The organism is Tessaracoccus lubricantis (assembly GCF_039544535.1).
Taxonomy (GTDB): domain Bacteria; phylum Actinomycetota; class Actinomycetes; order Propionibacteriales; family Propionibacteriaceae; genus Arachnia; species Arachnia lubricantis.
Genome location: NZ_BAABLV010000014.1, coordinates 1 through 22,768, shown reverse-complemented (window position 1 = coordinate 22,768; position 22,768 = coordinate 1). Strand labels below are relative to the sequence as shown.

Below are 22,768 nucleotides of genomic sequence, written 5' to 3'. Positions count from 1 at the left end.
ACCCGGCCCAATCATCATGGGTCTGGCAGGCTGTGGAGAACTTATCGCTACCGAATCAGAGCAAGCGATGTGGATAATCCACATCCGGGGCCATCTGAGGTAGAGATGTTCTTCCGTGGTGCCTGGCGAACCGCCCGATCTCCGCTTCAACGTGTGGTGCGGAGGTCCAGGCCGAGGTCGAGGACGTGCGACGAATGGGTCAGCGCGCCGATCGAGATGAAGTCGACGCCTGTGGCGGCCACTGCCTTTGCCGAGCCGAGGGTGAGCCCGCCACTGGCTTCGGTCTGCGCACCGGCCGGGCGACAGAGGGCGACCGCCTCGCGCATGGTGTCGGGGGTCATGTTGTCGAGGAGCACAAGCTCGGCGCCCACCGAGACTGCCTCGCGGACCTGGTCGAGCGTGTCGCACTCGACCTCCACCGGGATGTGCGGCGCAGCCCGCTTCACCGCGCGGAATGCAGCCTCGACCGACCCGGCCGCCGCTACGTGGTTGTCCTTGATGAGGGCGGCGTCACCCAGCGCCATGCGGTGGTTCACCCCGCCGCCGTGCACGACCGCCGCCTTCTGCAGCGTGCGGAGACCGGGGACGGTCTTGCGGGTGTCGCGGATCCGCGCGGCGGTGCCCGCAACCGCCTCGACCCACTTCGACGTGGCGGTGGCCACGCCCGACAGCTGGCCGAGGAAGTTCAGCAACGTGCGCTCGGCCGTGAGAAGGGTCTGGACGGGGCCTTCGATGCGCAGCACCACGTCGCCCGGGCGCACGTGGGAGCCATCGGGTGCCACGACCTCGGCAGTCGCGGTCGTGCCGAGCCGGCTGGCCAGGGAACGGAGGGAGGCCAAGGCCGCGTCGATCCCGGAGATCACGCCCACATCGCGACTCACGACCTCGGCGGTGCCGTGTGCCTCGGCGGGCACCGTGGTGAGCGTGGTGACGTCGGGGCCGAAGCGGAGATCCTCGTCGAGCGCGATGTCGACGATTCGCTGCAGTTCCTCTGCGGGGGCGGAGATGGGGAGGGGCCGGGCGGTCATGCGGCGGTCCTTTCAGCGGAGGGCAGTGGGAGGGCGGTGCAGGTGAGGCCGGCGTCGGTGAGGGTGAGGACGAGCCGATGGGGGTCGGCGCGACCGGGGAAGTCAGCTCGCCGGTGCGCGCCGCGGGACTCCTGCCGGGCCAGGGCTGCCGTCGCGATCGCTGTCGCGAGGAGGTGGAGGTTGGTCGCGGTGAGCGAGTCTGGGGTGAGGGTGTCGGCGGTGGGAGCGGCGGCGAGGTTCGCGAGGAGGGTGCTCAAGCCGTCGGCAGTGCGGGCAACGAACGCGTGCTGCTGCATTGCCGCCTTGATGCCTGGCATTGCCTGTGGGTCGATGAGTGGGCGGTTGCGCCGAGCGTGAACGCTTGGGGGTTTCGACGCCGATTCGCTGCGCGAATCGGGCTCAACCAGCGTGGGGGAGTCGGGCTCAACCGGCGTGGGGGAGTCGGGCTCGAGCAGCGTGGCGGAGCTGGGCTCGACCAGCGGGGGGTCGAGGTCGGCCAGAGGGCTCGGAGCAGGACCCAGCGGCGCGGCAAGGAGACGGCCGAGCCTGTCGCCCATCACGAGGGCCTCGGTGAGCGAGTTCGAAGCCAGGCGATTGGCGCCGTGCACGCCCGTCGCCGCGACCTCGCCGACGGCGAAGAGGCCTTCGAGGCTCGTGACGCCGTCGAGGGTCGCCGCCACACCGCCGCAGGAGTAGTGGGCCGCGGGGTGCACGGGGATGGGCTGGGTGACCGGGTCGACTCCGCGCTCGCGGCAGAGCTGCAGGATGCCGGGGAAGTGGGTCTCCCACTTGGCCGCACCGAAGTGCGTGGCGTCGAGGAACGCGTGGGGCTGGCCCGTGGCGTCGAGATGCGCGATGATCGCCGCGGAGACGACGTCGCGCGGGGCGAGGTCCTCCAGCGGGTGCACGCCGGCCATGATCCGGTGGCCGCGGGAGTCCACGAGGAACGCCCCCTCACCCCGCACCGCCTCGCTGATCAGCACGCCGCGGGCCGCGGCCCCGTCGTCGGCGAGGACGGTGGGATGGAACTGGACGAACTCGAGGTCGCGGATCTCGGCGCCTGCCCGCAGGGCGGCGGCCACGCCGTCGCCGGTTGCGACGGACGGGTTCGACGTGACCGGCCACAACTGGCCGAGGCCGCCGGTCGCGAGCACCACCGCGTCAGCGTGGATGTCGAACTCCCCGTCGGCAAGGGCTCGGATGCCAACCGCCCGGGAACCCTCGGTCATGACGTCGACCAGACGGGTGTCCTCCAGGATGCGCACGGAACTGCCGGCCAACGCGCGGGACAGGGCGGCCCAGAGGGTACGCTCGATCTCCGCCCCGGTGGCGTCGCCGTCTGCGTGGATGATCCGACGATGCGAGTGGCCGCCCTCGAGGTGGAGGTCCAGGCCACCATGGGGGGCGAGGTCGAACGTCGCGCCCAGCTCGATGAGGCGGCGGATGGCACCGGGGGCCGAGGCGACGAGCTCGCGCACCGCGCCCTCGTCGCAGAGACCGACGCCGGCGGTCAGGGTGTCGTCGACATGGGCCGCGAGGGAGTCGGCGTCATCCCACACCGCGGCGAGACCGCCCTGGGCCCAGGCTGTGGAGGAGTCGGTGGCGTGGGCGCGTGTGATCGCGATGGTGTCGACGCCGGCCGCAGCGAGGTGGAGCAGCGTGGACAGGCCAGCAGCGCCGGTGCCCACCACAACGACCCGTGCGCGCATCACTCGCCCGAGCCGGGGTTGCCGATCGCGATCATCCGCTCGACGGCGCGGCGGGCCTTGGCGGCGACCTCCGGCGCCACGTCGACCTCGTACGCCGCCGTCGTGGACGGGTCGCCCAGGCAGGCCTCGAGCTTCTCCGGCGTGATCAGCTTCATGTAGGGGCACGAGGCCTGGGCGTTCACCGGGCGGAAGTCGGTCGTCGGGTTTGCCTTGCGCAGCTGGTGCAGCATGCCGATCTCGGTGGCTACCAGCACCTGGCTACGGGTTTCGGTGCGGGCCATGTCCAGCATGCCGCCGGTCGACAGCACGTGCGTGCGGCCCTCCGGCAGCTCGCCGGACTCCGCCAGCCACAGGGCCGAGGTGGTGCAACCGCACTCGGGGTGCACGTACAGGCCGGCGTCCGGGTTGCTGCGCACGGCGTCGATGAGGTTCGACGGGGAGATGTCGGCGTGCACGTGGCACTCGCCGAGCCACACCTGGATGTTCTTGCGGCCGGTGGCGCGTCGCACGTGCGCGCCCAGGAACTGGTCCGGCAGGAACAGGATCTCGCGGTCCTCCGGCACGCTGCGCACGACGTCGACGGCGTTGGACGAGGTGCAGCAGATGTCCGTCAGCGCCTTCACCTCGGCGGTGGTGTTGACGTAGGAGACGACGACGGCGTCGGGGTGTTCGGCCTTCCAGGCGCGCAGTTGGTCGGCGTTGATGGTGTCGGCGAGCGAGCAGCCCGCGTTCTGGTCCGGGATGAGGACGCGCTTGGCGGGGGAGAGGATCTTGGCGGTCTCGGCCATGAAGTGCACGCCGGCGAACACGATGGTCTCGGCGTCCGCGGTGGCGGCGAGTCGGCTGAGGGCGAGGGAGTCGCCGACGTGGTGCGCGACGTCCTGGATGATGCCCGCCTGGTAGTTGTGCGCGAGGATCACCGCGTTGCGCTCAGCGGCCAATCGGTGGACGCGTTCCTGCCATTGCGTGACTTCGTCGGCGGTCCACTGCTCCCAGGTGGGGTTCAGGGTGAGCGTCATGGCGGTATCCCTTCGGTGGGTTTTCGTCTCGCAGGCGGAAACTTGCGTCACTGTAGCATGCAGCCATGACCCGCAGCCAAATCCGCGACTCCGCAGGGGTCGCGTTGTACCGCCACGAGGCGATCGGTGCGGTGCTGCAGGTGCGCGGCGAGGGGGTCGACGCGAGGCTGTGCGTGCTGACGGCGGTGCGACGATCGGCGCCGTTCGCAGGCGTGCCCGCGCTGCCGTCGGGGCCGGTCGAGCCGGGCGAGACGCTCGAAGAATCGGTGCTGCGGCACCTGGCGGCGAAGGTCGACGTCGCCGGCTTGGCGCACCTCGAGCAGTTGGGCACCAGTTCGGACCCGTCGCGGGACCCGGCCCAGCGGACCATCGGCACCAGCTACCTGGGGCTGGTCTCGGCAGGCGAGGAGCCGGAGCTGCCGGACAACGCGGCATGGGTGCCCGTCGACGGCGTGCCGGAGATGGCGTTCGACCACCGGGTGGTCGTGGAGCACGCGGTGCGCAGACTGCGGGCGAAACTGTCCTACACGAACGTCGGGTTCGCGCTGATGCCGGCCGAGTTCACCATTGCGGAGTTGCGCAGCGTGTACGTCGCGGCGCTGGGCCACGACGTCGCGCCGACGAACCTGCAGCGGGTGCTGACGCGGCGCGGTCAGCTGGAGTCGACGGGGGAGATGACGTCGCCGGGTGCGAAGGGCGGCAGGCCCGCGAGGGTGTTCCGGTTCGTGGACAGGGAACTCGTGGTGACGGACCCGTTCGCGGTGCTGCGACCCGAGTGAGGGGTGCTGCGACCTGAGTGAGGGGTGGCGCGGCACCCCGCTGGGCTTGTTGCTGGGCCGAGCTGCGGACGACGGGTCGCCGGGCGGGCTCACCGCTGGGACTCGCCCCGGCACGGTGAACCAGGCAGAGTGAAGTTGTGCAGCCGCTTCGCTGCACAACTCAACAATGCCCGGGCCGCCGTCGACGCCCGGGGGCGGGCCGCGCCCGGGGCAGGGCCCGCGATCTACCGAAGCGGTCCGCCCGCAGCCCGGCCTCCGGCCCAGGAGGCGGGCCGTTGCCTCAGGGGGCGGGCCGTTGGCTCAGGCGGCGGTGTCGCGCCAGGCTTCGATGAACTCCACCATGTGGCCCAGCTCCTCCTGCGAGATGCCGTGGCCCAGGCCGGGGTACAGGTGGACCGTCGCGGTGGAGTGCTGCGGGAGCCACTCGGCGGTGTGGTCGATCAGCTCGTCGGCGAAGATCGTGTCCAGCGTGCCGCGGCCCCAGAAGACGGGCGGACGCCGATCGGCGAGCGCGGCATCGCCGTCGGACTCGTACGGTGAGACCACGCCGCTCAGCGCCAGCACGGCGTCGAAGCGTTGCGGCTCCTGGCGCAGCGCCTGAAGCGCGACGGAGGCGCCCTGCGAGAAACCGAGCAGGGCCACCGACGACGCGGTGCCGGCGTGGTCGTCGACCCACCGCCGCACCGCCGAAGCCGCATCCTCGATGGCCTCGTGAGTGTTGCCGAGGGTGCCCATGGGGAACCAGGCGCGGCCCGGCATCGGGGCAGGCGGTGAGCCGGGGGCCGCCAACGAGGCGACGGCGATGCCGGTGGGGAGGTAGGGGAGGAGGCTGAACAGGTCGCGCTCATCTGACCCGAAGCCGTGGAGGAGGACGAGCAACGGCAGGCCGTCGCGCTGCTCGGTGGACCACAGGGTGAGGGTGGGGTCAATGGCTGGCTGGCTCATGGGTACATCCTGCCAGCAGCCGGAAGCGGTGCGCGGCTGGCGGTTGGGTTGAGCCCTTCGTTGTGCCTGGCTCCTTCGTCGTTGGGCACGCTCAGGGAACGGCCCTTCGTCGTGCCTGGCTCCTTCGTCGCTGGGCACGCTCAGGGAACGGCCCTTCGTCGTGCCTGGCTCCTTCGTCGCGGGGCGCCCTCAGGAGACGGCGTAGACCAAGCGGGCGAACTGGCCATGGGCGGTGGCCGAGAGCAGCCGCAGGCGGTCAGACTCCAGCCTGCGGGGCAGCAACGGCGCCCCTCCGGTCAGGGCCACCGGGGCGACGGAGAGCGCGATCTCGTCGAGGAGCCCGGCGTCGAGGAACTGGCCGGCGAGGTCGCCGCCGCCCACCACCCAGATGTCGCCGTCACCGGCAGCGGCGCGGATGTCGTCGATGTGGTCGGTCACCCTCCCGGAGACCAGCCGGACGTCGGCGCCGTCGGGCACGGGCAGGTCACGCGTCGTGAACACGAACACCGGCCGGGAGCCGTGGAAGTCCTGCCACTCCTCTGGGTGCGCGAGGACGTCGTCGTGTTCCAGGACCCACTCGTAGGTGGTGGAGCCCTCCACGAGCACCGTCGCGTTGCTGGGCATCAGGCCTTCGTCGGGCTGCTCCCCGCCGTCGACGGCGAACAGCCAGTCGAGGGAGTTGCGCTCATCGGCGATCCAGCCGTTGAGGCTCGTTGCGGTGTCGAAGACGATCTTGCCCATGGGTCGACGCTACGACACGGACGGGCCGCCTGGGCGGTGTTCGCGGTCGTGCTCGGGCTCCGGGTCGTCCCAGCGCTGCTGCGTGCCCGGGATGTCGTCGTCACGGGTCCAGGCGACGGTGAGCTCGTCCTTCGCGCCGAACCGCACCAGGTGGCGGCCGACGGCGCCCTCGAGCCGCGTGATGGTCTCGGCGTCCGGGGCGAAGACCTGCATGACGAGCGTGTCGGTCTCCGCGGTGATCTCCGCGCGGCCGGTCTCGCCGAGCTGGATCCAGCCGGACTCGGTGTCGGCAGACCAGTCACCGCCCCACCTGCGCGACATGTGGCTGACGAGCTGCTTCCCGTACCGACCAGGGCGCTCCGTGGTGACGGAGGCCACGCTGCTGAGGGAGTTAGGGTCGCCTAAGTTCATGTGTTCAGCGTAGTCGCTGGGGCAGGCGCGGGTGTGGGGTGTCCGGAGGGCTTGCGGGGTTTCGACACGCTCGCAGGGCTCGCGGGGTTTCGACACGCTCGCAGAGCTCGCGGCTCAACCAGCGTGACGCGGCTCAATCAGTGCGACGCGGCTGGCGGGGTCTCGACACGCTCGCAGGGCTCGCGGGGTTTCGACACGCTCGCAGAGCTCGCGGCTCAACCAGCGTGCGGGCTCGCGGGGTTTCGACACGCTCGCAGAGCTCGCGGCTCAACCAGCGTGACGGCTCGCGGCTCAACCAGCATGACGGCTCGCGGCTCAACCAGCGCTCACACGGAGGCGCGCTCGACCAACTCCATGTCGAGCACCACGGTGCGGGGCTCCTTGCCCTCGATCATGTCCATCGCCAACTCGGCCGCCAGTCGACCCTGCTGGTTCATCGGCTGCCGCACCGTCGTCAACGGCGGGGTGGCGCTGGCGGCGAGGGCGTGGTCGTCGAAGCCGATCACCGACACGTCGCCCGGCACCGAGCGGCCCGAGACGGACAGCGCCTGGAGCACGCCGGCGGCGATTCGGTCGGACGCGGCCAGCACGCCGTCGATCCCCGGCTCCCGCTCCAGCAGCGCGCGCATGCTCTCGAAGCCCGAGCCCTCGTCCCAGCCGGTCCACACCGTCAGCTCCGGGGTGAAGGCGTCGCCGAGCGAGTCCCGGTAGCCCACCAACCGGTCGACTGCCGCGGGGTTGTCCTGCGGGCCGTTGATCACTGCGATCCGACGGCGGCCGCGCTCCCGCATGCGGGCCCCGGCCAGCTGTGCGCCGGCGACGTCGTCGGCGTAGACGCTCGAGAACACGCCCAGGTACGGCTGCCCCTCGACCTGGCCGCACAGCACGACGGGCAGCGTGCCCTCGCGCAGCGCCTCGAGCATGTCGCCGCCGACGTAGGGGGAGATCGAGATCACCGCGTCCACCGCGCGCCGCTCGATGTGGCGCAGCGCCCTGAGGTGTTCCGCGTCGGACCAGGCCTGCAGCAGCACCGGCATCGTCGACGTCTCCGCCAGGCCCTCGGTGATGCCGCGCAGGACGGTGAGGAACGTGGGGTCGCTGAAGAACTCGTCGAGCGGCTCGGTGACCAGCACGGCGATGGTCTCGGAACGGCCCACCGCCAACGCCCGGCCCATCTTGTTCATCACGAAGCCGGTCTCCCGGACGGCGGCCCGCACCTTCTCCTTGGTGGCGGCGGTCACCGCGTCGGAGTCGTTGAGTGCCCTGGAGGCGGTGGCACGCGACACCCCTGCCACTCGGGCGACGTCGCTGATCGTGGCGCGCTTGATCGAGTCCAAGTCCGCTCCTCCCTCCAAGGCGTGGTGCCCCATTGTCGCACCCCTTCGAGGCTGATCGACACCACGGAAGGAAACCGGTTTCATTTTTCGGACCCCGGATGCACGATTTCCAGGAAGCTCATGTACATTATGTGGATGTAACCGGTTTCATTCCATGGGGGAGTGGGCCGGGACTCAGAGCAAAGGAGACACGAGTCCATGACCGACGTACGTGACTGGGAGAACCCCTCCCTCACGGGGCGCAACCGGCTGGGGGCCCGCGCCTACTTCTTCGGCTACGCCACCGAGGACGCCGCCGCCACGCGTGACCGCGCGAACTCCCGCGGCTTCGTCAGCCTGTCCGGCGAGTGGCAGTTCCGCCTGTTCGACAACCCGCTGCGCGTGCCCGCCGCGTTCACCGGCTCCCACCAGGGCGACTGGAACACGGTCACCGTCCCCCACATGTGGCAGCTCGACGGCTACGGGGCGCTGCAGTACACCGACGAGGGGTACCCGTTCCCCATCGAGCAGCCCCGCGTGCCCGCCGACACCCCCACCGGCGCCTACCAGCGCGTCGTGCAGCTGACCCGCCCCCAGCCGGGCGAGCAGGTCATCCTCAAGCTCGACGGCGTCGAGTCCTACGCCGAGATCTTCCTCAACGGCGACTTCGTCGGCATGACGAAGGGCTCACGCCTCACCGCCGAGTTCGACATCACCGGCCACATCGTCGACGGCGACAACCTCTTCGCCATCAAGGTGCTGCAGTACAGCGACGCCACCTACATCGAGGACCAGGACATGTGGTGGGCCTCGGGCATCTTCCGCGACCTGTACTTGGTCACCCGCCCCGCCGCCCGCCTCACCGACTTCTTCGTCCGCACCCACGTCGTCGGCGACTCCGCCGAGGTCACCCTCACCGTGGAGGCCGACGGCGCTCGCAGCATCGACTGGAGGATCGCCGACGGCGACACCACCGTCGCAGCCGCCTCCCTCCAGCCAGGCGACACCGTCACGGTCACCGTCGACGACGCCCGCCTCTGGAACCCCGAGACGCCCCACCTCTACGACATGACGCTCACCGTCATGGGCGACGACGGCGTCAGCGAGTACGTCCCGCACCGCCTCGGCCTCCGCGAGATCACCATCGACGGCGGGCTGATGCACCTCAACGGCGCGTACTTCAAGATGCACGGCGTCAACCGGCACGACCACGACCCCGAGAAGGGCCGCGCCATCTCGATGGACCGCGCGCGCCGTGACCTCGAGCTCATGAAGCGGCACAACATCAACGCCGTGCGCACCGCCCACTACCCCAACGACCCGCGCTTCTACGAGATGGCCGACGAGCTCGGCCTCATGCTGATCGCGGAGACCGACCTCGAGTCGCACGGCTTCGCCAACGTCGACGACTTGGCCCGCGTCACCGACGACCCCGCCTGGGAGGCGCCCTACGTCGACCGCATCGAGCGCCACGTCCTCGCGCAGCGCAACCACGCGTCGGTGTTGATCTGGAGCCTCGGCAACGAGTCGGAGTTCGGCTGCAACATCCGCGCGATGTACCACCGCGCCAAGGAGCTCGACCCCACCCGCCCAGTGCACTACGAGGAGGACCGCAACGGCGAGGTGGTCGACGTCATCTCGACCATGTACTCGCGCGTGCAGCAGATGAACGACTTCGGCGAGCACCCGCACCCGAAGCCCCGCATCAACTGCGAATACGGGCACTCGATGGGCAACGGCCCCGGCGGCCTCTCGGAGTACCAGGAGGTGTTCAACCGGTGGGATTCCATCCAGGGGCACTTCATCTGGGAGTGGGCCGACCACGGCCTTCTCGACCGCAGCCGCACGCCTGAGGGCGCCTCGACTGAGGACCAGTTCTACGCCTACGGCGGCGACTTCGGCGACTACCCGAACAACAAGAACTTCTGCATCGACGGCCTCGTCTTCCCTTGGCAGCAGCCCAGCCCCGGCCTCACCGAGTACAAGCAGGTCATCTGCCCCGTGCTCGTCACCTGGGACGACGGCGTGCTGAGCGTGCAGAACCGGCGCTGGTTCACCGACCTCGCCGACGTCGAGATCCGCATCGAGACCACCGTCGACGGCGTCGCGGCAGAGCCGATCACGATCTCCCCGGCCCCCGTCGGCCCCGGCGAGACCTGGACCACGGACCTCCCGCTGGAGCTCGGCGACGGCGCGCCCGCCGCGTCGGTCGCCCGCGTGCTCTCCACCCAGGCGTACTCCTGGGCCGATGCCGGCCGCGAGCTCGGCGTCCACCAGCTGGCCGTCGTCGACGCGCTCCCCGAGGCCCCCGCGGCCGCCGGGCAGCTCGCGACCGCCGAGGACGAGTTCACGCTCACCGTCACCACGGGCGACGGCGAACTGGTCTTCGACAAGGTGGAAGGCAGCCTCCTCTCCTGGCAGGCCCGCGGCCGCAGCCTCGTGGCCGCACCGCTGCGCGTCGGGTTCTGGAAGCCGCTGATCGACAACCACCAGCAGGAGTCCGACGAGCACTGGACCCCGCGGCACATCGAGATCATGCAGAGCTCGGCCCGCAACGTGGCCTGGCGTCGCGACGGCGACGCACTCGTCGTCGAACACGAAGTGCGCGTCGCGCCACCCGTGCTCGACTTCGGCATGCAGTGCCGCGTCACCTGGCGCGTCCAGGCCGACGGCGTGGCCACCGTCGCCGTCACCGGCGAGCCCTACGGCGACTACAGCGACATCATCCCGCGCATCGGGGTGAGCCTCGAGGTGCCGGGCGAGTTGCAGCAGGTGTCGTGGTTCGGCCACGGCCCGGGCGAGAACTACCCCGACTCCAAGGCCGCCAACACCATCGGCTTCTGGAAGTCCACCGTCGACGCCATGGAGACGCCGTACGTGTACCCGCAGGACTACGGCAACCGGGGTGACGTGCGCTGGATGACCATCACCGACGAGGCCGGCACCGGCCTGCACGTCAGCCGCCCCGTCGAGCAGGCGCCGTTCCACTTCTCCGCGTGGAACCACACCGCGCAGGACATCGACGACGCCCAGCACCGCACCGACCTGGTGCGCCGCGACAACGTCACGCTGAACCTCAACGACCAGGTGATGGGCCTCGGCTCCAACTCCTGGGGCTCCGAGGTGCTCGACTCCTACCGCACCCGCTTCGAGGCGTTCACCTTCGAGTTCACCCTGCGACCCACCGAGGAGAACTGACATGCGCCTGTTCACCGACCGCGACCTGATGGTGGAAATCATGGACGGCCACAAGAAGTGGCGCCGCACCATCCAGGCGCTCGAGAGCGCGCCGACGCTTCAGAGTGGGGTCGCCTACTCCATCGTCGACTCGCTCACCTACCGCAAGGACCGTACCGCCGAGCTCACCACCGACGAGCTCGTCGGGCGGCGCCGCTACCACGGCGTGGTCGCGGCGCTCGACGGCGACGTGGACGTCGCCGTCGCCCCCAAGGCCGACCTCACCGAGGAAGGCGACTACTCAGATCTGACCGATCGCCAGCCCTACAGCGGCGACGCCCAGATCGTCACCGTCCCGAAGGGCGCGGTACTCGTCGTCGACATCGACGAGGCCTTCCGCATCCTTCCCACGCCTGACGCCGAAGCGGTGCTGCTGCACGTCTCGGTCGAGGGTGCCACCTTCCACAACAAGTAGCGCACGGGGGGCTCCGCCCCCCGTGAACCCCCCGTTGGGGCTCCGCCCCAAAGCCCCCGTTGGGGCTCCGCCCCAAAGCCCCCGTTGGGGCTCCGCCCCAAAGCCCCCGTTGGGGCTCCGCCCCAAAGCCCCCGTTGGGGCTCCGCCCCAAAGCCCCCGTTGGGGCTCCGCCCCAAAACCCCCGTTGGGGCTCCGCCCCCCGTGAACCCCCCGTTGGGGCTCCGCCCCAAAACCCCCGTTGGGGCTCCGCCCCAAAACCCCCGTTGGGGCTCCGCCCCAAAGCCCCCGTTGGGGCTCCGCCCCAAAACCCCCGTTGGGGCTCCGCCCCAAAACCCCCGTTGGGGCTCCGCCCCAAAACCCCCTTGGGGCTCCGGCCCTGTGACCCCGTTGGGGCTTAGCCCCGTGGACCTACGTTCGAAAGAGTCATCATGACCACTACCAACCGCGCGCGGATCGGCATGTTCGCGTTGCTCACCATGACGGTGGCGGCGGTGTTCAACATCCGCAACGTCATCAACAACAACGTGGCGATCGGCCTGGCGTCGGCCCCGGCGTTCTTCTTCGCCACGCTGCTGTACTTCATCCCGTTCACGCTGGTCATCGCCGAGTTCGTGGCGCTGAACAAGAACTCCGAATCCGGCGTCTACCAGTGGGTCAAGACGTCGATGGGCGGCCGCTGGGCGTTCCTCACGGCGTTCTGCTACTGGTTCGTGAACCTGTTCTACTTCGCCTCGCTGCTGCCGCTGATCCTCGTGTTCTCCTCCTACCTGTTCTACGGCGAGGAGAAGCAGCTGTCGCAGGTGTGGATCACCGTGCTGTCGATCGTCATCTTCGCGATCGCCACCTTCGTCTCCACCAAGGGCGCCAAGTGGATCGGCTCGGTCACCTCGATCGGCGCCACCCTCGTGCTCGTGCTGACCGCAGCGTTCATCCTGCTGTCGCTCGCCGCGCTGTTCGGCGGCGTCGAGCCCGCCACCCCGACCTCGGTGTCGAGCATGGCTCCTGACCTGTCGTCGTTCGCCGTCGCCTGGGGCTTCTTCGGCACCTTGGCATGGATCATCCAGGGCGTCGGCGGCGCCGAGTCGTCGGCCGTGTTCCTCAACGACCTCCGCGGTGGCGTCAAGGCCTTCGTCCGCACCATCGTCATCGCCGGCATCGTGATCGGCCTGCTGTACGCCGTCGCCTCGCTGCTGATGAACGTGTTCGTCCCCGTCGGCACCCTCGACTACTCCAACGGCCTGTTCGTGGTGATGGGCGCCGTCGGCGAGCACTTCGGGCTGTCGGCCGACCTCGTCAACCGCGGCGTGGGCCTCATCCTGCTGGCCGCCACCCTCGGGTCGCTGCTGATGTGGACCTCCACCCCGGTGAAGATCTTCTTCTCCGAGATCCCCGCGGGCATCTTCGGCGGCAAGCTCGTCGAGCTCAACGAGGAGGGCATCCCCTTCCGCGCCGCATGGCTGCAGTTCGCCATCGTCGTGCCGATCCTGATCATCCCGGCGCTCGGCTCCGGCAACATCAACGACCTGCTGGGCATCGTGATCAACATGACCGCCGCCACGGCGCTGCTCCCACCGCTGCTGATCCTGCTGGCCTACTGGGTGCTGCGCCGCAAGTACGACCACGTCGCCCGCGACTTCCGCATGGGCAAGCGCGGCTTAGGCCTGGGCGTGGCCACCTTCCTCCTCGTGGTGTTCGCGTTCGTGTTCATCGCCGGCACCACCCCCACCGGCCAGCCGCTGTGGCTGACGCTGACCTACAACGTGGGCGGTGTCGTGGTGTTCCTCGGCCTGGCCATCATCTGGTACGAGCGCTACATCAAGCGCCTCAAGGCCACCGATGCCGCAGCTGCTGAGGCCGAGCTCGAGCCCACGGCAGAGCAGATGCTGCGTGGTGACTACGTGGCTCCGGCCGAGCAGGCCGACCCGACGGTCGCCGGCTGAGAATTATCTCTACCAAAACAGAGTGACCGATGTGGATTATCCACATCGGTCACTCTGTTTGCGTAGGGAAAAGATTCACGCCTGCGACAGGCGCACCGCCAGATCCACGGTGAGGGCGGCCGACCAGCCGAAGACCGTGGTGGCGCGCGGCGGCTTGGCGCCCGTGTCGGGGCGGAAGTACTCGTTGGGCCCGTGCTCGGCGACCAGCGCCAGCGTGGCGCGCTCGATGCGCTCCGCCTCGGCCACCTGACCGCGGGCGCGCAGCCCCGTGGCCACCAGCCAGTTCGTGTTGACCCAGACGGGCCCGCGCCACATGGCGGTGGGGGAGAAGTCGGCATCGCGGACGGCGACGGTCGGCAGCGGGTGCGTGGTGGCGAAGCGCCGCGGGTCGCGGATGGCCGCGAGCACGCCGTCGAGCAGACGCTCCGGGAGCCCCTCGACCAGCACGGGAATGAGGGACACGATGGTCTCCGAGGCGACGGGGTCGCCGTGCTCGCCGATGCTGGGGAAGAAGCCGCGGGAGTCGTCCCAGGAGGCGGCGAGCCGCTCGACCGACGCCTCCGCGCGGGCGCGACAGCGGGCGGCGTCCGGGTGGCGGCCGCGTTCCTCGAGCCAACCGGCCAGGAGGTGGTCTGCAAGGACGAGGTAGCTGGTGAGGTCTGGCGAGACGAGGATGGCCTCGTGGTCGAAGATCGGTGAGTCATCCAGCCCGGACGAGTAGGGGTGCAGGTAGGCCGGGTTCCCAGCCGGGGCGGAGGCGGAGTACCACCACTCCTGGGCCGCGAGGATGGTGTCGAGGAACTCGTCGACGACGCCCGGGCCGGCCTGTTCCGCCAGGAGCTGCACGGCGAGCGCGGTCAGCGGCGGCTTCGTGAGCGGGACGCGGGAGTGCGCGAGGCTGGGCGAGCCCATGCGGCGGAGGTTCTCAAGGTCGCCGGGGGGCAGGTCGTCGGACGAGGCGAGGATGCCCTCCTCGTGCACCACGTCGGGCAGCTGCCCGTCCGGAGACGGGTAGGCCAACGCGATGCGCAGCTGTTCGGCGGCGAGGTCCACATCACCGTGGCGGAGCCCGATCGCCATGAAGTACGCGTCCCACTGCCAGAGCCCGACGTAGCCGATCTTCGACGGCACGACGGCGCGGCGCAGCCCGGCGGGCGCGTCGAGCGTGAGGGTGTTGGCTCCCAACACCCACCAGCAGAAGCGGGTGACGTCGCGATACCGCTCGTCGACGGTGGGGCACTTCGCCATCCACCGGCGGAGCTCCGCCGCTACGGGGTCAGGGCCCTCCGCAGGCGGCCGGGCGATCCGGAGGGTGGTCTCCTTGCGGTTGACCGCGCCCTCGACCGTGAATCCCGGCGGCAGGCTCACCACCACCTCGTCGCCGGCGGAGACGTAGAGATGCGCGCCACCGCGGAACGTGATGCGCCACGGATCCACGCGTTCGACCTCCGCCGGCCTGCCCTCGTCGTCGACCACCTGGAGGCCGGTCACGGCCACGCTGTCTGCCAACGACCGCTCATAGGCGGCTCGGAACACGGTGAGCCCGTCGTCGGCGCGGCGCACGAACAGACGGGAGCCACGCACGGTGTACGGCACGTGGTCGAGGTCGAACCAGTGGGCGAGGTCCTGCCCGAGGTCGGCGGTCATGGGGCTCCTTGGTCGGTGTGGTCGGGAATCCTTGGCGGTTTCGACACCGCTCGTAGAACTCGCGGGCTCAACCAGCGTGTCGCGGGCTCAACCAGCGTGTCGCGGGCTCAACCAGCGTGTCGCGGGCTCAACCAGCGTGTCGCGGGCTCGGGTCTGCGACGTCAGCGGCCGCCGAGGCCCGACGTCGCCAACGACTCGATGATCTGCCGCTGCCCGATCACGAACGCGATCAGCATCGGCACGGTCGAGAGCGCCGTGGCGGCCATGACGAGGCCGTAGTTCATGCCGCCGTACTGGCCCTGGAACTGCGACAGCAACAGCGGCACGGTGAACAGCTCCGTCGAGTTCAGCAGCACCAGCGGCAGCAGGAAGTTGTTCCAGGCGTCGAGCGCGACGATGATCGCCAACGCGCCCAGCCCCGGGCGGATGGCGGGCAGGATGACCGTCCAGTAGATGCGCCAGCGTGACGCACCGTCGATCATCGCGGCCTCCTCCAGCTCCACGGGAACCGACTGGATGAACTGGCGCGCGAGGAAGACGCCGAACGGATTGACCATGATCGCCGGGATGATCAGCGCAAGGTGCGAGTCCACCCAGCCGAACTGCGCCATCAGGAAGTAGAACGGCACGAGCGTGACCTGCTTGGGCACCATCTGCATCGCCAGGAACACCCAGAACAGCACCTTCGAGCCCCGGAAGGGGATGCGCGCGAAGCCGTAGGCGGCCATCGAGGCCGTGAGCAACGTGCCGAACACCACCAGCACGGTGATGTAGATCGAGTTGATGTAGGCGCGCCCGAACGGCAGCGCGGTCAAGGCGTCGCCGAAGTTGGTCCACACCCAGGGGTCGGGCAGCACCGACAGCGGGTCCTGCAGCAGCTGGGGCAGGCCCTTGAAGGAGGTCAGCAGCATCCACAGGAACGGCGCGACCATCAGCAGCGCGACGGCGAACACCAGCGGGTGCTTCACCCACCCGAGGCGGGTCCGACGGCGGCGCTCCGGCGTCGACGGCGCTGCGGGTGCGCCGGCGGTGGGGACAGGGGCGGTGGTGACGGTCATGGCTCAGCCCTCGTAGTGGACGAACTTCTTCTGGGCGCCGAACTGGATCGCGGTGATCACCAGGGTCAGGCCCAGCAGGACGATGGAGGCGGCGCTGGAGAGGCCGAACTGCGACTTCGCGAAGCCGAGGTCGTAGATGTGGTAGACGATCGTGCGGGTGCCGTTGTCGGGGCCGGCGTTGTTGACGAGCACGAACACCAGGTCGAACGTCTGCAGCGACGAGATGAACGCGACCACCGACTGGTAGAACACGATGGGGCTCAGCAGCGGCAGCGTCACCTTGAAGAACCGGGCGACGGGGCCGGCGCCGTCGATGGCGGCCGCCTCGAGCACCGATGGCGAGATCGACTGCAGCCCCGCCATGAAGATCACGATGTTGAGGCCCAGCGAGGACCAGATCGTCACGAGGCACACGGCCAGGAGCGCCAGCCAGGGGTGGCCCAGCCAGTCGATGGGTGGGATGTCGAAGGTGTTGGTGAGGAAGCCGCTGATCACGCCGTCGGCGCGCAGCAACTGCTGCCAGATCAGGGCGATGGCGACGGCGCTCGTCACCACGGGGGCGAAGAACAGCACGAGGTAGAACGCGCGCCCCCGGATCTTGTTGAGCACCGTGGCGCCGATGATGGCGAGGAACAGGCCGATCGGCACCGTGACGACGGCGATGACCAGCGTGTTGACGATGGCGCGGCCGAGCAGCGGGCTGGTCAGCTGGTCCCGGAAGTTCTCGAAGCCGATGAACTCGGGCACGCCGAAGCCGTTCCACTCCGTGAACGCCAGGAGGAACGCGGCGGCGAACGGGATCAGGGTGAACAGGAGCATGCCCAGCGCCTGGGGCGCCACGAAGAACATGCCCCAGTACTTGTCCTTGTCCCGCCAGCCGCGCCGGGACGGGGGGTGCCCCGCCCCGGTCACAGCTGTCGTGGTCATGCCTTGGTCTTCTCCTCGACCAGGGCGGCCACCTCGTTGAGGGCGGTCTGCGCGTCCTTCTTGCCCTCGTACAGCGGCTGCATGTACTCCACCGAGATCTGGTTGCTGAGGTCCGGCACGGCCGCCTCGGTGGCGTAGTTCGAGTAGCCCATGTCGCGCATGTCGAGCATGGTCTGGGCGTGCGCGGGGTAGCCGCCGTCGGTGACCAGCGCGTCGGTGCCCTTGATGGACGGGACGGCGTTGCCCTGGCCCTCGAGGCGCAGGCGCTGCCCGTCGGCGTCGAGGAACGCGGAGAAGAACGTGAGCGCGGCCTCGGGGTCTGCGGCCTTGGCGTTGATGGCCAGGTAGGAAGCGGCGACGCCGGTGGGCGCGGCCTTGCCGTCCTGCGTGGGCCAGCGGACGACGTCGTACAGCGTCTCGTCGACGCCCGCGCCGCGGATGGCGCCGATGGTGTAGCGGCCTGCGGCGAGGAAGCCCAGCTTGTGAGTGACGAGGAGCGTCTCCGAGCCGGCGCCCTCGGGGAGGAGGTCGGCGAGCTTGAGCTCACCGGACTGGAAGCGCTGGGCGTAGGCGTCCATGGCGGCGACGGAGTTGGCGTCGGTGTGCGCAACGTACTTGCCGTCGCCGTCGTAGACCTTGCCGCCGTTGGTGGTCATGAAGCCGTCGTGCGTGGCCCAGTAGTTCCAGTACACGGCGCCGGTCAGGCCGGCTGCGGCCAGCTTGGAGGTCATGTCGAAGAAGGCCTCGGTGGTCCACTCGTCGTTCTCGGCGAGCGTGGCGGGGTCGTCGGTGATGCCGGCGGCCTTGAGGGCCTCCTTGTCGTACCAGAGGGTGTCGGGGTTGACGTCGTTGGGCAGCGCGTAGAGCTTGCCCTCCCAGCGGGCGATGTCGAGGACGTTCTCGGCGAAGTCGCCCTCCTTGACCGAGGCGCCGTCGACGGGCATCAGCACGTTGTTGCGGATGATGGAGGCGACGCGGTCGTCGCCGATGTAGAACACGTCCGGCGCGGTGCCCGAGCTGAGCTGCGTGAGCAGCTTGGAGTGGTACTCGGAGTACGACGCCGTGGGCTGGAAGACCAGCTCGATCTCGGCGTGGTCGGCCTTGAACTGCTCCTGGAAGCGGTCGAAGCTCTTGAGGTCGTCGGGGGTGCCCCACGTGGACCAGACGACCTTGCCCTGCCCCTTCTGGCCGCCGGTGCCGGAGCAGGCGGTGAGGACGGGGCCGGCGACGGCGGCCGCGGCGAGGATGCCGGCGAAGCCGCCGAACTGGCGGCGGGTGAACGTGGTCATGGGGTGCTCCTGTCTCGGGTCGTCGATGACCCTGTCGGGTGGTGGGGGTGGTCCGGGCCGGGCGGGGCCGGTGGATGTTCTGTGGTGATGTGCTCGAGGAGGTCGGGATTGGTGGTGTCGGCTCTGCCTGCCCGGAGGCCCACGAACGTGGCGAGCAGGATGAGGGACCCGCCGAGGATGAGGCGGGCCGTGAGGGTCTCGCCGCCGAGGGCGACGGCGAAGGCGGAGGCGAAGACCGGTTCGAACGTCATCATCAGCGCCACGCGGGTGGGGGTGACGTGACGTTGGGCCCAGGTCTGGATGAGCATCGTGACGATGCCCGCTACGACGGCGGTGTACAGGATCGCTGCCCACACCGTCGGGTCAGAGGGGATGCGGTAGGCGCCGGGCAGCCCGAGGAACGAGCAGGTCACGGCCACGCCGATGAGCTGCGTCACCGTGAGTGAGACGGCGTCCATGGTGCGCGACCAGCGGTCCAGCATCACGATGTGCAGCGCGTAGAGGGTGGCGCCCACCAGCGTCAGCGACTCGCCGACGCCGCCGGACCCCACGCCCGACAGGCTGAGGACCGCCAGGCCGAGCACGGCGATGCCGACGGCGGCCCAGGTCATCCGGGTGAGTCGGGCCTTGAACGCGATCCACAGGATGATGGGCGTGAGCACGACGTAGGTGCCGGTGATGAAGCCGGACACCGAGGCGTCGGTGTGCTGGAGCCCCACCGTCTGGACGATCTGCGCCAGGCCGTACAGGCCGCCGAGCGCGAGGCCCACCTGCCATTGCTGGGGGGTGAGCCGCAGGAGTCGCCGGTGGAAGACGAGGGCGGGGATCGCGGCGCCGATGGCGAACCGGACGGCGAGGAAGTCGATGGGGTCGATCTTGTCGACCGCGTCCTTGATGATGAAGAACGTCGAGCCCCAGATCGCGGTGACGACGAGGATGCCCAGGGTGGCGGTTGTCGCCCTGCTGCCTCTCGTCACGGTTGACTCCTCCTTGAATGAAACCGGTTACACCGGGAGTGTAAAACAGTGCCCGCGTCGATGCAACCGGTTTCATTCAGGTACAGGCGGAAGGACGCCGACGGCCTTCGAGGCCGCAGGCCGCCGATCAGCTGCCGGTCAGTGCTCGGAGGACGGGCGCAGCAGCGGGTAGAGGATCGTCTCGCGGATGCCGACGCCGGTCAGGAGCATGATCAACCGGTCGATGCCCAGCCCCAGGCCGCCCATCGGCGGGACGCCGTACTCGAGGGCCTCGATGAAGTCCTGGTCGTACTCCATGGCCTCGTGGTCACCGGCCGCGGCCAGCTTCGACTGCGACATCAGCACGTCACGCTGGATGACGGGGTCCACCAGCTCGGTGTACCCGGTGCCCCGCTCGACGCCGCCGATGATGAGGTCCCATGCCTCGACCTTGCCGGCGTCGGAGCGGTGGCGGCGGGCCAGCGGCTGCGCGATCGACGGGTAGTCGTAGACGAACGTGGGCTGCAGCAGGCCGGGCTCGACGAGTTCGCCGAACAGCTCCATGACCATCTTGTCGGCGGCCCACTTCTTGTCGTACTCGACCTCGTTGGCGTCGGCGAACCGGTGCAGCACCTCGGCGGGCGTCTCGACGCTGATCTCCTCGCCCAGCTTCTCCGACAGCGCGGGGAACACCGACAACCAGCGCCATTCGCCGTCGAGGTCGATGACCCCCTTGGACGTCTCGATCTGGCGGGAGCCGACGGCGTCGGCAGAGGCCACGACGATGTCCTGGATGGTGCGGGCGATCGTGCCCTGGTCGCCCCACGCCTGGTAGGCCTCGAGCATGGTGAACTCGGCCGAGTGCGTCGAGTCGATGCCCTCGTTGCGGAACACGCGGCCGATCTCGAACACCCTGTCCGCGCCGCCCACCATCGTGCGCTTGAGGTGCAGCTCGAGCGCGATGCGCAGCGTCATGCGGATGTCGAACGCGTTGATGTGCGTCTCGAACGGGCGCGCGGCCGCGCCGCCGTGGATCAGCTGGAGGATGGGGGTCTCGACCTCCATGTAGCCCTGGCCGTAGAGCGTCTCGCGGATGGCGCGCGTGATGGCGGAGCGCTTGCGCACCATCTCGCGGGCCTCGTCACGGACGATGAGGTCGACGTAGCGACGGCGGACCCGCGACTCCTCGGACAGGTCCTTGTGCATCACGGGCAGGGGGCGCAGTGCCTTGGCGGCCATGCGCCACTCGCTGGCCATGATCGACAGCTCGCCGCGCTTCGAGACGATCACGCGTCCGGTGACCCACACGAAGTCGCCCAGGTCGACGGTGTGCTTCCACTCCGCCAGCGCCTCCTCGCCGACTTCCGCCAGCGACAGCATCACCTGGAGCCGCTCGCCGTTCTCGTCGGGCGTGAAGCCGTCCTGCAGCGTGGCGAACGCGAGCTTGCCGGTGTTGCGGATGAACACGACGCGGCCACCGGTGGTCACCACGTCCTGCGTCTCCTCGCCGGCCTCCATGTGGCCCCACTGCGCGCGGATCTCCCGCAGCGTGTGGCTGCGCTTGAGGTCTGCCGGGTAGGCCTCGACACCCTTGTCCAGCAGGCGCGCGCGCTTCTCCTTGCGGACGGCGGTCTGCTCGGAGTCGGTGGGCTGCAGCTGGGTGTCAGGGGTCTCAGTCACGCGCGACATCCTACCGTCGCCGCTCCGGGAAGCCACTTTCGACGGCGGCGCCGCCGTCGCGCGGCCCCGCGCCTCTGCCAACGCCCCCGTGATCCGCGGCTAGGCTTGCTGGATGAGCCAGCCCACCTTTGGCCCGGGCCAGGCGCCGAGGCCTGGCCCCCGCCCGTCGCAGGAGCAGACCCGCCCGCTGCCCCGGCCCATGCCCGGGCCCCGGCCGCGCCCGGTGGCGCCGCATCCGACGCCCGTGCCCGTGCCGCCCGAACCCATCTCCCCGGTCGCCCAGCGCGACACGGATCCTCGTCGGCCTCGCTTCGTCACCTACGACCTGCCGGTCTCGACCACCGACGACGTGCCGGGCCGCGAGGTGGCGGCGGTCCTCGGCGTGGTGATCGGCATCGCCACCCGCCCCCGCGACATGGCGCACAGCCCGGAGATGGCGTTCATCAACACCGCCGCGCGGCAGGACGCGATCGGCGCGCTGGTGCAACAGGCGCAGGAAGCGGGGGCCGACGCGGTGGTGGGCGTGCGGTTCGACGGCGGCAAGATCAGTGACACCGTCACCGAGTTGGCGGCCTACGGCACCGCCGTCAGGCTGCGGCCCTTGGAGGGATCAGGCCCACCGTACGGCGACTCCGTCGGCTGAGGCCTCGAAGACCACCTCCGACAGGTCTGCCGCGTGCCAGTCCGCCCCGAGTTCATCGACGGTGTGGTGCGTCAGGATGCCGAGCACCGCGCAGCCCGCGGCCCGGGCGCCGACGACACCGGCCGGCGCGTCCTCGACGACGAGGCACCGCTCCGGCGCGAAGCCCAGCAGGCGCGCCGCGAGGGCGAAGGACTCCGGCGAGGGCTTGCCCTCCACCACCTGGTCACGCGTGACCACCACCGACGGCCGGGGCAACGCCGTCGCCGTCATGCGGGAGTCCAGGAGGGGGGCGGTGCACGAGGTGGCGATCGCGGCACGCTCGGCCGGCACCGCCTCGAGCGCCGCCATGGCGCCGGGCAGCGCGATCACGTCTGCCACGTCCTCGATCTCGAGTTGCTCGATGCGGGCCTGCCCCTCGTCGAAGCGTTCGGCGGGCAGCAGCGCCCTGACCATGGCGTCGCTGGGGAGGCCGGTGTAGCGGCTGTGGTCCTGCGGTTCCACCCCGAACTCCGCAGCCCACGTTGCGGCGGCACGCACGATGGCCGCGGTGGAATCCGCGAGTGTGCCGTCGAAGTCGAAGATCACGGCGTCGAAGACACCGAGGGCGCTGCTCACTTCCAGAGCGTCATGCCGGAGAAGCCGACGACGATGAGCACGAGGCCGATGGCGACGTTCCAGTCACCGATGGAGCGCATGAAGCCGATGTCCTGGCCGGCCAGGTTGTAGACGACCATCCAGAGCACCCCGAACAGCAGCACCGGGATGAACACTGCCGGCACCCAGTTCCGCCCGCCCGGCGCGAGGCGCGCCGTCTCGGCGCGCTGCTCAGCGAGTTCCGACAGGCGCTTGCGCTTCTGCTTGTCAGCTGCCTGCTTGCGAACCTTGGATTCGGCCACGATGTCTCCTTCTGGGGTCCGCCCTAGCCTAATTGACACCGGCGACAATGCCCACATTTGCGGCTCTTCGTACCTGAGCGTGGGGTCATAGTCGTAGACCGCCGCCGATGAGGAGCATTCTGAGGCGGTAGT

Annotated in this window: 20 protein-coding genes; 5 read left to right on the top strand and 15 right to left on the bottom strand. The window is 69.8% G+C overall.

What is annotated here, in order from left to right; genetic code table 11:
* Positions 1–146: 146 nt before the first annotated feature.
* The 3 genes from nadC to nadA are packed head-to-tail and all read right to left on the bottom strand — an operon-like array spanning position 147 to position 3,756.
* Positions 147–1,028, bottom strand: coding sequence for a carboxylating nicotinate-nucleotide diphosphorylase (nadC, locus tag ABEA30_RS04455; protein WP_345579590.1), 882 nt, complete (start codon positions 1,026–1,028; stop codon positions 147–149).
* A complete protein-coding gene (locus ABEA30_RS04450; protein WP_345579587.1) occupies positions 1,025–2,737 on the bottom strand; it encodes an L-aspartate oxidase in 1,713 nt (570 codons plus the stop codon). The genes nadC and ABEA30_RS04450 overlap by 4 nt, the downstream gene beginning before the upstream one ends.
* Entirely contained in the window at positions 2,737–3,756 is a 1,020-nt protein-coding gene (gene nadA, locus ABEA30_RS04445) for a quinolinate synthase NadA (protein ID WP_345579584.1), read from the bottom strand. Before nadA ends, ABEA30_RS04450 begins: the two co-directional genes overlap by 1 nt.
* Positions 3,757–3,821: 65 nt before the next feature.
* Between nadA and ABEA30_RS04440 the strand changes: the two genes are divergently transcribed.
* On the top strand, positions 3,822–4,535 hold the full coding sequence (locus ABEA30_RS04440; protein WP_345579582.1) for an NUDIX hydrolase: 714 nt from the start codon (positions 3,822–3,824) through the stop codon (positions 4,533–4,535).
* Positions 4,536–4,835: 300 nt separating this feature from the next.
* Here ABEA30_RS04440 and ABEA30_RS04435 read toward each other — a convergent pair whose 3' ends face one another.
* The 4 genes from ABEA30_RS04435 to ABEA30_RS04420 all read right to left on the bottom strand — a co-directional run bounded on the left by ABEA30_RS04435 (position 4,836) and on the right by ABEA30_RS04420 (position 7,969).
* Positions 4,836–5,480, bottom strand: coding sequence for an alpha/beta hydrolase (locus tag ABEA30_RS04435; protein WP_345579580.1), 645 nt, complete (start codon positions 5,478–5,480; stop codon positions 4,836–4,838).
* Positions 5,481–5,669: 189 nt separating this feature from the next.
* Positions 5,670–6,221, bottom strand: coding sequence for a dihydrofolate reductase family protein (locus tag ABEA30_RS04430; RefSeq protein ID WP_345579577.1), 552 nt, complete (start codon positions 6,219–6,221; stop codon positions 5,670–5,672).
* 9 nt (positions 6,222–6,230) lie between these two features.
* On the bottom strand, positions 6,231–6,632 hold the full coding sequence (locus ABEA30_RS04425; RefSeq protein ID WP_345579575.1) for a DUF2218 domain-containing protein: 402 nt from the start codon (positions 6,630–6,632) through the stop codon (positions 6,231–6,233).
* 326 nt (positions 6,633–6,958) lie between these two features.
* Positions 6,959–7,969 carry a LacI family DNA-binding transcriptional regulator gene (locus tag ABEA30_RS04420; RefSeq protein ID WP_345579572.1) on the bottom strand — a complete coding sequence of 337 codons (1,011 nt, stop codon included), beginning with the start codon at positions 7,967–7,969 and terminating at the stop codon, positions 6,959–6,961.
* A gap of 198 nt (positions 7,970–8,167) precedes the next feature.
* On the opposite strand from ABEA30_RS04420, the gene ABEA30_RS04415 reads away from it, so the two are divergent.
* From ABEA30_RS04415 to ABEA30_RS04405, 3 genes are all read left to right on the top strand, one after another.
* Entirely contained in the window at positions 8,168–11,146 is a 2,979-nt protein-coding gene (locus ABEA30_RS04415; RefSeq protein WP_345579569.1) for a glycoside hydrolase family 2 TIM barrel-domain containing protein, read from the top strand.
* A gap of 1 nt (position 11,147) precedes the next feature.
* A complete protein-coding gene (locus ABEA30_RS04410) occupies positions 11,148–11,600 on the top strand; it encodes a hypothetical protein (protein ID WP_345579566.1) in 453 nt (150 codons plus the stop codon).
* A gap of 428 nt (positions 11,601–12,028) precedes the next feature.
* Positions 12,029–13,540, top strand: coding sequence for an amino acid permease (locus ABEA30_RS04405; RefSeq protein ID WP_345579563.1), 1,512 nt, complete (start codon positions 12,029–12,031; stop codon positions 13,538–13,540).
* Between the two features lie 75 nt (positions 13,541–13,615).
* Here the strand turns inward: ABEA30_RS04405 and ABEA30_RS04400 are convergent, their stop codons facing one another.
* The 6 genes from ABEA30_RS04400 to lysS all read right to left on the bottom strand — a co-directional run bounded on the left by ABEA30_RS04400 (position 13,616) and on the right by lysS (position 21,097).
* Positions 13,616–15,187 carry an MGH1-like glycoside hydrolase domain-containing protein gene (locus tag ABEA30_RS04400; protein WP_345579560.1) on the bottom strand — a complete coding sequence of 524 codons (1,572 nt, stop codon included), beginning with the start codon at positions 15,185–15,187 and terminating at the stop codon, positions 13,616–13,618.
* A 161-nt stretch (positions 15,188–15,348) separates the two neighbouring features.
* The gene (locus tag ABEA30_RS04395) at positions 15,349–16,245 is read right to left on the bottom strand and encodes a carbohydrate ABC transporter permease (RefSeq protein ID WP_345579557.1); all 897 of its coding nucleotides are present in this window, start codon (positions 16,243–16,245) and stop codon (positions 15,349–15,351) included.
* Positions 16,246–16,248: 3 nt separating this feature from the next.
* A complete protein-coding gene (locus ABEA30_RS04390; protein WP_345579554.1) occupies positions 16,249–17,172 on the bottom strand; it encodes a carbohydrate ABC transporter permease in 924 nt (307 codons plus the stop codon).
* The gene (locus ABEA30_RS04385; RefSeq protein ID WP_345579551.1) at positions 17,169–18,461 is read right to left on the bottom strand and encodes an extracellular solute-binding protein; all 1,293 of its coding nucleotides are present in this window, start codon (positions 18,459–18,461) and stop codon (positions 17,169–17,171) included. Before ABEA30_RS04385 ends, ABEA30_RS04390 begins: the two co-directional genes overlap by 4 nt.
* Complete coding sequence (locus tag ABEA30_RS04380; protein ID WP_345579548.1) at positions 18,458–19,438, bottom strand: DMT family transporter; 981 nt, start codon at positions 19,436–19,438, stop codon at positions 18,458–18,460. Before ABEA30_RS04380 ends, ABEA30_RS04385 begins: the two co-directional genes overlap by 4 nt.
* Before the next feature lie 138 nt (positions 19,439–19,576).
* Positions 19,577–21,097 (bottom strand): lysine--tRNA ligase, encoded by a 1,521-nt coding sequence (gene lysS, locus ABEA30_RS04375; protein WP_345579545.1) that lies wholly within the window; start codon positions 21,095–21,097, stop codon positions 19,577–19,579.
* A 112-nt stretch (positions 21,098–21,209) separates the two neighbouring features.
* Here lysS and ABEA30_RS04370 point away from each other — a divergent pair, with 112 nt between their 5' ends.
* Complete coding sequence (locus ABEA30_RS04370) at positions 21,210–21,740, top strand: YbjQ family protein (RefSeq protein ID WP_345579542.1); 531 nt, start codon at positions 21,210–21,212, stop codon at positions 21,738–21,740.
* Here ABEA30_RS04370 and ABEA30_RS04365 read toward each other — a convergent pair.
* Both ABEA30_RS04365 and ABEA30_RS04360 read right to left on the bottom strand, forming a co-directional pair.
* Positions 21,708–22,355 (bottom strand): HAD family hydrolase, encoded by a 648-nt coding sequence (locus tag ABEA30_RS04365; RefSeq protein WP_345579539.1) that lies wholly within the window; start codon positions 22,353–22,355, stop codon positions 21,708–21,710. The two genes, ABEA30_RS04370 and ABEA30_RS04365, sit on opposite strands and share 33 nt — an antisense overlap.
* Positions 22,352–22,636, bottom strand: a complete 285-nt coding sequence (locus ABEA30_RS04360) for a cell division protein CrgA (RefSeq protein WP_345579536.1) — start codon at positions 22,634–22,636, stop codon at positions 22,352–22,354. Before ABEA30_RS04360 ends, ABEA30_RS04365 begins: the two co-directional genes overlap by 4 nt.
* Between the last annotated feature and the right edge of the window lie 132 nt (positions 22,637–22,768).